The sequence below is a fragment of the Megasphaera massiliensis genome (assembly GCF_000455225.1).
Lineage (GTDB): Bacteria > Bacillota > Negativicutes > Veillonellales > Megasphaeraceae > Megasphaera > Megasphaera massiliensis.
On the sequence record NZ_HF954559.1, the window covers coordinates 1 to 9,424 of the forward strand.

General features: G+C 53.1%; 10 protein-coding genes. All 10 read left to right on the forward strand.

Going from position 1 to position 9,424, the window contains the following annotated elements:
• Window positions 1-138: 138 nt before the first annotated feature.
• Window positions 139-594 carry an NUDIX hydrolase gene (locus tag TX77_RS11545; RefSeq protein ID WP_044505244.1) on the forward strand — a complete coding sequence of 152 codons (456 nt, stop codon included), beginning with the start codon at window positions 139-141 and terminating at the stop codon, window positions 592-594.
• 12 nt (window positions 595-606) lie between these two features.
• Window positions 607-2,076 carry an aminotransferase class I/II-fold pyridoxal phosphate-dependent enzyme gene (locus TX77_RS11550; RefSeq protein WP_044505245.1) on the forward strand — a complete coding sequence of 490 codons (1,470 nt, stop codon included), beginning with the start codon at window positions 607-609 and terminating at the stop codon, window positions 2,074-2,076.
• The gene (locus tag TX77_RS11555; RefSeq protein ID WP_044505246.1) at window positions 2,066-2,755 is read left to right on the forward strand and encodes a dTMP kinase; all 690 of its coding nucleotides are present in this window, start codon (window positions 2,066-2,068) and stop codon (window positions 2,753-2,755) included. The genes TX77_RS11550 and TX77_RS11555 overlap by 11 nt, the downstream gene beginning before the upstream one ends.
• A gap of 102 nt (window positions 2,756-2,857) precedes the next feature.
• On the forward strand, window positions 2,858-3,847 hold the full coding sequence (locus tag TX77_RS11560) for a DNA polymerase III subunit (RefSeq protein WP_230198140.1): 990 nt from the start codon (window positions 2,858-2,860) through the stop codon (window positions 3,845-3,847).
• The gene (locus TX77_RS11565) at window positions 3,848-4,693 is read left to right on the forward strand and encodes a PSP1 domain-containing protein (protein WP_044505248.1); all 846 of its coding nucleotides are present in this window, start codon (window positions 3,848-3,850) and stop codon (window positions 4,691-4,693) included.
• Complete coding sequence (locus tag TX77_RS11570; RefSeq protein WP_044505249.1) at window positions 4,683-5,414, forward strand: tRNA1(Val) (adenine(37)-N6)-methyltransferase; 732 nt, start codon at window positions 4,683-4,685, stop codon at window positions 5,412-5,414. Before TX77_RS11565 ends, TX77_RS11570 begins: the two co-directional genes overlap by 11 nt.
• A gap of 44 nt (window positions 5,415-5,458) precedes the next feature.
• On the forward strand, window positions 5,459-6,304 hold the full coding sequence (gene rsmI / locus TX77_RS11575; protein ID WP_044505250.1) for a 16S rRNA (cytidine(1402)-2'-O)-methyltransferase: 846 nt from the start codon (window positions 5,459-5,461) through the stop codon (window positions 6,302-6,304).
• A gap of 35 nt (window positions 6,305-6,339) precedes the next feature.
• Window positions 6,340-8,283: a methionine--tRNA ligase gene (metG, locus tag TX77_RS11580; protein WP_044505251.1), complete on the forward strand. Its 1,944-nt coding sequence runs from the start codon at window positions 6,340-6,342 to the stop codon at window positions 8,281-8,283.
• Entirely contained in the window at window positions 8,283-9,047 is a 765-nt protein-coding gene (locus TX77_RS11585) for a TatD family hydrolase (RefSeq protein WP_044505252.1), read from the forward strand. Before metG ends, TX77_RS11585 begins: the two co-directional genes overlap by 1 nt.
• 91 nt (window positions 9,048-9,138) lie before the next feature.
• Window positions 9,139-9,408 (forward strand): TIGR04076 family protein, encoded by a 270-nt coding sequence (locus tag TX77_RS11590; protein WP_044505253.1) that lies wholly within the window; start codon window positions 9,139-9,141, stop codon window positions 9,406-9,408.
• The last annotated feature ends 16 nt before the right edge of the window (window positions 9,409-9,424 follow it).

Below are 9,424 nucleotides of genomic sequence, written 5' to 3' on the forward strand. Positions count from 1 at the left end.
CTCTATGCACTGGTATTTTAAAGGGGCGCAGAGGGCTTTTGTGGATTTTCCTGTAAGCTTATTGGCGCGGTTATGATATAATTAAAGGTAATCGAAATTTTCAAACTGTAGGCGAAGTAGGGATAAGGAGTTGATCGTATGGCGCAGGAAAGGAATGTCTTGATGGGACTCAGTGTCAAGGCGATGGTCTTTCACGACGGCAAGCTGCTGCTCTTGCAGAAAAATGATATAGAAGGCCGGCATCCTTGGGAATTTCCCGGAGGAGGACTGCTCTTTCATGAGGATTTTGAAGTCAGGCTCCGGCGGGAAGTTCAGGAAGAAACGGGTCTGTCCATCACCTTGGAAGCGCCGGCCGGTATTTGGAGCTACCAGAAGGCTGACGGGCAATTTTTAAATGGCGTCATTTTTACGGCTATGGCTGATGCGGAGCAGGTTGTCGTATCCGATGAGCATCGGGATTATCGTTGGGTGAAGCCGGAAGAACTTTCGGCCTATCGCCTGCAGGAATCGCTGCAGCAATCATTGAAACAGATGAAACAATTTTCTTATGAGAAAAGTCATGCCTTACTGCGCGGCTTTTTAGACCATATATGATATGAGGTTTTTATGAATAGAGAACAACAACAGCGGGCTCCTTTTGTGGAAGCCCTGGAAAACTATTGTCGGCTGCATATGAAGGCCTATCATACGCCGGGACATAAGTTGGGGCAGGGAATTTCGGACTACCAAGAGAAACTTTTTGGACCGGCCCTTTCAAGAGACCTTGGCGTCATGTATGCCCTCGATGATTTATTTCAGCCGGAAGGGCCGTTGAAAGAGGCGATGGACTTAGCGGCTGATCTTTATGGTGCCGGGAGAACCTTTTTTTCCATCAATGGGACGACGGCTTGCATTGAAGCCATGGTTTTAGCAGTCTGCCGTGACGGCGATGAAATCATTATTCCCCGAGAAGCGCACAAGAGCGTCATCAGCGGCCTCGTCTTGAGCGGTGCTGTGCCGGTCTATATGGAAAGCCTGTTTGATGAAAAGCACCAGGTATCGCTGGGGCCGGATGTATCGTCTTTAGAAAAGGCTGTCAAGGCTCACCCGAGCGCCAAGGCCGTCGTTTTTACCTATCCGACTTACGACGGAATCGCCGGCAATTTGGAGGCCATGGCGGCTTATGCTCACGAGAAAGGTCTCTTTGTCCTTGTCGATGAAGCCCATGGGGCTCACTTGGGCTTTCATCCGGACTTTCCCAAAGAAGCCCTGCAATGCGGTGCCGACTGCGTTGCCCAAAGCACGCACAAGATGGCCGGCTCTTTGACCCAGACATCGATGCTTCATTGTCGACAAGGATTTCCCTTAAGCGATCGCTTGGCGGCGTCTATGTCTGTCGTTCAGTCGACGAGTCCTCATTATTGGTTCTTGGCCTCCCTCGACAGTGCTCGGCAGCAGTTGGCTCTTCATGGGCCGGAGCTGTTGGGACGGGCCTTGGAACTGGCCCGGTATGTGCGTCGGGAAATCAATGCCATCCAAGGGCTGTCGTCCTTTGGACGGGATATCGTAGACGGCTCTATCGTCACCGGTTTTGATGAAACGAAGATCACCATCGATTTTTCCGGCGTCGGCCTCGACGGCATCGAAGCGGAAAAAGAACTGCGAAAGCAGGGCATCGAAGTCGAACTGATTGCAGGCAATCACGTATTGGCCCTGATTACCCTTGGCGATACGATGGAAACGGCCCAAGCCCTGATCGATGCCTGCCGGGCTATTGCCGACGGTCGCCCCCGTTGTCAGTCCGCTCCCAGTGCAGAGCCGCCCCTTCCGATTCCCCAGGTTGCCGCAGCGCCGCGAATGGTTTGGAACGGTCCTGTGGAAGCGATACCCTTTGAGGCTGCCTGTGGGCGTATTGCTGCTGAAACGGTTACTTTTTATCCGCCGGGCATCCCCGTGTTGGCGGCAGGAGAATTTATTACGGAGGCGTGCCAACAGTATATCCGCTATAAGATGGCCCATGGCTATAAACCAAACGGTCCGGCTGACGGGACGCTGCGGACGATACGCGTACAGAAGGAGGATTCCCATGAAGGGTAAATTATTTATTATTGAAGGCGGCGATGGAAGCGGCAAGGCGACGCAGACCAAACTCTTGACGGAACATCTAAAGAAAGACGGCTATCCCGTCATGGCCGTGAGCTATCCCGATTATGACAGCGATTCCAGTGCCCTTGTGAAGATGTATTTGCGCGGCGACTTCGGCCGCGATGCGGACGCCGTCAACCCCTATGCCGCGTCCGCTTTTTTTGCCGTCGACCGCTTTGCATCCTATCAAATGAAATGGAAGGCCTTTTATGATCAGGGCGGTATCGTCATTGCCGACCGTTATACGACGAGCAATATGCTCTATCAAATGATCAAGATCGATGATGCGGCCCGGCGTAAGGCCTACCTTGACTGGCTCGAAGATTTTGAATTCCGCAAGATGGGCCTGCCCGAACCGGATGCCGTATTGCTCCTCGACGTTCCTTTAGCGGTTACCCAAGGGCTCATGGCCGACCGTGTCGGAAAAACCGGCGGCGAGACCGGGGACATCCATGAAAAAAACGGGCAGTTTCTGGCCAAATGTCACGCCGCTTATGACGAATTGGCGGTTCGCTATGGCTGGACGAGAATTGCCTGCGCCGAAGGTGAAAAACTCCGTCCGATAGAGGAAATTCATGACGATGTATACCGCTGCGTTTTGGACACCGGGATTGCCCTTGTCAAAAAATAGATTCGGTCGGATGGAGACCTGTCAGGCGTTGAAAATACTAGACTTTAGAGGGATTTTTTAATATAATAAGTTATTAAGGTATTTCTTAATAGGGAGGTGAAAATGATGGATGAGACCTTGTTTGATACGATCATCGGCCATGGCCGGTTGAAGCGAAAATTGGCTCGTCTCATCGATGAAGACCGCCTCCCTCATGCCATGATTTTCGCCGGCCCTGCCGGTATCGGCAAGACTCTGATGGCCATTGCCGTCGTCTCCGCCTTGGCCGGCCGTCCCGTCTTTCGCGATTTGGCACCGGCAGGCGATGAAGCCCTTATTACCGACGGCGATGACGTTTTTTATTTGGCTCCTATGGGTGCCATGTTGAAGGTCGATCAATTTCGCCAGCTTCAGGCGAAACTGGCCCTCCAAGGCGAACGAGGTCGGCGCCGGATTTGCATTATCGACCACGTAGAGACGATGAATGTGGAATTTGCCAACCGCATGCTGAAGACCTTGGAAGAGCCGCCGTCCGGTGTCTGTTTCATTCTGGTGACGGATCAGCCTGATTTGCTGTTGCCGACGATTCTGTCGCGCTGCGTTACCCTTACCTTCGATCCCGTCGGTGACGATGAAATGAGGGAAGGGCTGCAGCGTCTTCATCGGGGCGGCGGTAATTTGGACGACGCCATCCTGTGGGGCGGCGGTATTGTCCGCACCGTTCTTCGTTATCTCGACGGGCATGGAACGGAGAAAGCACACTTTGCTGTGGACTTCTTAACGATTATGGCCAAACATGCCTGTCCTTATTCGAAATGGCTTGTCGTATCGGCTAATTTGACCGATAGTGATACGACGGAAATCTTAGGCTGGATTAGTCTGTTGCTGCGGGACATGGCCGTTCTCCGCAGCGGAGCCGGCCGGGAATATGTCCGTTTAAAAGGTTATATCTCCGATATGACCGAATTACTGCCGTACTGGACGGATGATGCCGTCTTTGCCGTGTCGTCAGTGCTTCATGAGGCGCTGGAAGCGGTGACGCGCCATGTCAATGTCCGCTTAGTTTGGGACTATGTCAGTCTCCAGACGATACGGCTCAAAGGAGGATTTTAAGTGATCGTTGTAGGTGTGCGTTTTAAACCTGCTGGAAAGATATATTATTTTGATCCCGATAAGATTGAGCTCGCCTTGGATGATGGAGTCATCGTAGAAACGGCGCGGGGCATGGAATTCGGCAATGTCGTCATTCCGCCGCGGGACGTCGAGGATTCGGAAGTCGTCCAGCCGCTCAAACCGATTATCCGCAAGGCTACGGCCAAGGATTTGCGCCAAGTTGAGCGAAATAAAGAACGGGAGAAGAAAGCCTTCGGCATCTGCCTGACGAAGATTGCCAAGCATAAGCTGCCGATGAAACTCATCGATGTCGACTATACTTTCGATATGGGGAAAATCATCTTCTTCTTTACGGCTGACGGTCGTATCGACTTCCGCGAACTGGTCCGCGATTTGGCCTCCGTCTTCCGGACCCGTATCGAACTGCGCCAAATCGGCCTTCGCGATGAAGCCAAGATGATCGGCGGCATCGGCTATTGCGGCCGTCCGCTGTGCTGTGCGACCTTCCTGGGTGACTTCAAACCCGTGTCGATCCGCATGGCCAAGGGCCAGGGCATGTCCCTTAATCCGACTAAAATTTCGGGCATCTGCGGCCGCCTCATGTGCTGCCTGCGCTATGAAAACCAGCTTTACACGTCAGGCGAACTGAAGTGCTGCAACTGCCAGCAGAAAGGTTGTGAACAGCAGAAGCCGCCGGCCGTTGGAAAGCGGGTCATGACCGATGAAGGCGTCGGCACGGTACTTCGCGTTCATATGAAAGATAAGACTGTCAAAGTACAGCTCGAATCGGGCCATAATATCAATGTTCCCTGGTCCGATGTAGGGGAAACGGAACATGAAAATTGAGCTCGGTCCTCACGAACGGTTGGATGACTTGATCCTCGACGGGATGAAGGTCATTCAGCGGGACGATCAGTTCTGTTTTTCCATCGATACCGTTTTATTGGCTCACTTTGGGGCCGTTCCTAATGGGCCGGCCCTTGATTTAGGAACCGGGACGGCGGCCATTCCGCTGATTCTGACGGCCCGCGGGGCCCGGGACCTGACCGGGGTTGAGTTTAATCCGATTATGGCCGATATTGCCGGCCGCAATGTGGCCTTAAACGGGCGGGATGACCGCATCCGCATCGTAGAAGGTGATTATCGCCGGATTCGGGAGTGGTCGCCGTCCGGTGCCTTTTCGGCCGTCTATGCCAATCCGCCTTACCGGGAAAAAAGCCGCGGGGCTTACAGTGACGTCGACGGCATTCGGAGGGCATGCCATGAAGAAACAGCCTCCTTAGACGATGTCCTCGATGCGGCGAAATACGCCTTGAAGTATCACGGCCGCTTTCGCATGGTTCATATTACCGAACGGCTGGCGGATATTTTAGAAGCCCTGCGGGCCCGCGATATCGAACCAAAGGTTTTGCAGATGATTCATGGTCGCCCCGATAAAGAAGCGAAGCTTTTCCTCGTCGAAGGCATTCACGGAGGCGGGAAGGGCCTGTCTGTTCTGCCGCCGCTCATCGTCCATAAGGCCGATGGAAGTTATAGTGACGCTGTGGATCGCTTATATGGAAGATAAGGCGGTGTCCTTTAAAGCCGTCTTTTTTCTGTGAAAGGAGTATTATGCCGGAAGTTTTTCAAAAGGGGACGCTCTATCTCTGCCCGACGCCAATCGGAAATTTAGAGGACATTACGTACCGCACGGTACGCTGCCTGCGAGAAGCTGACCTCATTGCCGCTGAAGATACGCGTCATACGAAACAGCTGCTCATGGCTTATGATATCGATACGCCCCTTACGAGCTATCACGAACATAATAAAGCCGAAAAAGGGCCGCAGCTTATCGAGAAATTGAAAGACGGCCTGATGATTGCTCTGGTCAGTGATGCCGGCATGCCGGCTATTTGCGACCCCGGCAGTGACATGGTCCGTTTGGCCTTGGAAGCCGATATTCCCATCGTGCCTCTTCCGGGAGCCAATGCCGGCCTTACGGGACTCATCGCTTCCGGTATGGATACGACGAGGTTCACCTTTGTCGGTTTTTTGCCGAAAACCCAGAAGCATCGACTGCCGGCTCTGCAGTCTGTGGAAGCCTATGAGGGGACGCTTATTTTCTATGAAGCCCCTCACCGCATTCGGCAGGTATTGGGTGAAATGCAGGAAGTCCTGGGCGACCGAAAGGCCGTCCTCTGCCGGGAGCTGACCAAGCGGTATGAACAGTATCTCCATGGACATCTCAGCGACCTTCAAGCCGCCCTTTCCGAGCAGGGAACGCGCGGTGAATTCGTCATCCTTGTCGAAGGGATGACAAAAATGGCCGAAGAGGCCAACCCTGAAAATGTTGATTATGCAGCCCTGGTCCGGGAACTGATGGAACAGGGCATTGCTAAGAAAGAGGCTGTCCGGACTGTCGCCAGACGGTGCGGCGTGCCCAAACGTAGTGTATACCAGGCTGCGCTTAGTTTATAACACCGGCTCATTTGTCGGTATAGGAGGGAAATCCCATGTCTGAAAAAAGAAAGTATTATATCACCACACCGATTTACTATCCAAGCGCCAAACTTCACATTGGGCACACGTACTGCACGACGATTGCCGACTCGCTGGCTCGGTTCCACCGCCTGCGCGGCGATGACGTCTTTTTCCTGACCGGTTCTGACGAACATGGCCAGAAGATTCAGCGGGCCGCTGAAGAAAAAGGCGTGAAGCCCATCGAATACGTCGATGAAATCGTATCGCTCTTCCAAGAGTTGTGGAAAAAACTGAATATCTCCAATGATGACTTTATCCGCACGACGGAAAAACGCCATGAAAAAGTCGTTCAGGCCTTGATGCAGAAATCCTACGATAATGGCGATATCTATAAAGGCGAATATAAGGGCTGGTACTGTACGCCCTGTGAAACCTTCTGGCCGGAAAATAAGCTGCCCGAAGGCAAACACATCTGCCCCGACTGCGGCCGGCCGTTGGAACTCGTCTCGGAAGAAGCCTATTTCTTAAAGATGAATAAATACGCCGATAAATGGCTGAAATTTATTGACGAAAATCCTGATTTCATCCAGCCGGAATCGCGACGCAACGAAATGATTTCCTTCGTTAAAAGCGGGCTCGAAGACCTCTGTGTTTCCCGTACGTCCTTCGACTGGGGCATCAAAGTACCTTGGGATACGAAGCACGTCGTCTACGTCTGGTTCGACGCCTTGGTCAACTACGTAACGGCTGCAGGCTACCTCGACGATCCTGAAAAGTTCAAAAAATTCTGGCCGGCTGACCTCCATCTGGTCGGTAAGGAAATCGTTCGCTTCCACAGCATCATCTGGCCGATCATGCTCATGAGCTGCGGCCTGCCGATTCCCAAAAAGGTCTTCGGTCACGGCTGGCTCATCGTCGACGGAACGAAGATGAGTAAATCCTTAGGGAATGTCGTCGATCCTATTCCTTTAATCGACCGCTACGGCGCCGATGCTCTGCGGTACTACTTGCTCAAAGAAATCCGCCTCGGCCAAGATGGTAACTTCTCCTTGCCGTCCTTTATCAACCGCATCAATTCCGACCTTGCCAACGACTTAGGCAACCTCTTGCAGCGTACCCTGGCCATGGTCGAAAAATACGAAGGCGGCGTCGTCGCCGGTCCGACGGTGAAAGAACCCGTTGACGATGATTTAGCAGCCTGCGCCGTTGAAACGGCAAAGCAGTTTGAAACCTTTATGGACGACATGAAGATCAACGATGCCATTAACGACGTATGGACGCTTATTCGCCGCAGCAATAAATATATCGACGAAACGACGCCGTGGGTCCTCGCTAAGGATGAAGCGAAGGCTCAGCGCCTGCAGACGGTCCTGTACAATTTGATCGAAGCACAGCGTATCATCGCGGCCTTGGTCAGTCCCTTCATTCCCGTCAGCGCTGCCGATATGTGGCATCAGTTGGGTCTTGGTGATTTTTCCAAGGCAAACCTTCAGGATGCCCAGCAGTGGGGCCTCTATCCGGCTGATACGAAGGTTGAAAAAGGGCAGGCTCTCTTCCCGCGTTACGACTTAGACGAAGAGATTGCTGAAGCTAAAACCGACAAGATGGAAGAAGCAGCTCCGGTCTGCCCGGCAGCTCAGGAACCGGTAAAACCGGAAATCACCATCGATGACTTCGGTAAAATCGATCTTCGTGTCGGTAAAATCGTGGCCTGTGAAAAAGTTCCCAAGGCTAAAAAACTGCTGAAACTACAAGTCGACCTCGGCGTCGAAACTCGCCAGATCGTCAGCGGGATTTCCCTGTACTATAAACCGGAAGACCTCATCGGTCACTGCGTCATCGTCGTCACCAACTTGAAGCCGGTCAAACTCTGCGGTGTTGAATCGAAGGGGATGCTCCTGGCGGCCTCTGACGGCAATGATAATCTGCAGGTTGCCTTTGTCGACGGGATGGCTCCCGGAAGCCGCGTACGATAATGTTGTTCGATACGCACTGTCATATCAATGACAAGGCTTACGATGCGGACCGCCGGGAGATTCTTACTCGGGCGGCCGCGTCGGGCGTCGGCTTGATGCTCTGTCCGGCGACGGATATGGAGACGTCTCGCGCCTGCATCGACTTGGCCAATTCTTGTGACGGAGTCTATGCCGCCGTCGGCATTCACCCGGAACTGGCGGCTACGGTAACGCCGGAAGATGCAGAGAGACTTCGTCAATGGGTGCGCGGTGAAAAAAAGGTCGTCGCCATCGGTGAAGTGGGCCTTGATTATCATTGGCCGGAGCCGGCCAGGGAAATCCAGCAGGCCGTGTTCATCGACATGGTAAAGCTCGCCGTTGAGCTCGACGTGCCGATTATCATCCACGACCGCGAAGCTCACGGCGATACGCTGGATATCCTTCGCCAATACGGCAAGGGGATCCGCGGCGTCTTCCATTGCTACTCCGGCAGCCTTGAAATGACGGCAGAACTCCTGCGCATGGGCTTTTACTTCGGCTTTGACGGTCCCTTGACCTATCCGAATTCGAAACGGGCCCGCCGGGTTGCAGAAAACCTGCCCTTAGACCGCATCCTCATCGAAACGGACAGCCCGTATCTGACGCCCCAGGCCCACCGCGGTCAGCGCAATGAACCGGCCTATGTCCGCTATGTGGCAGAAGAACTGGCAGCCCTTCGCAATATAAGTGTGGAAGAAGCAGCCCGTATTACGACAGAAAATGGCCGACGGCTGTTTCATATTTAATAGAATACTGTGGACGCGGGGCGGATATCATCGATGATGTCCCGTCCCGCGTCTTTCTCTTTTTAGGGGATATGAGAAAGGAGATTTTTTTATGGAACGAGGAAAGAGACCGAAAATCGAATTGACCGTTACGGGAAAATTGGGAACCATGGGCTGCCATCGTGGGCACCATATCGGTGAAACCTTTGACTATGACACCGATCGGGGGGAAATCTGTCCCATGGCCATGCACTGTGCCTTTCCCTATATCGACATCCTGCGCTATGGCGGAAGCCTTCCGGGCCAGCCCGAAGGGGAAGCTGAATTTTGCTGTTCCGATGCCGACGTGGCCCTGGTGTTTAAGGCTAAGGTTGTCGAGTAAGGGAAAAAATTTTTAT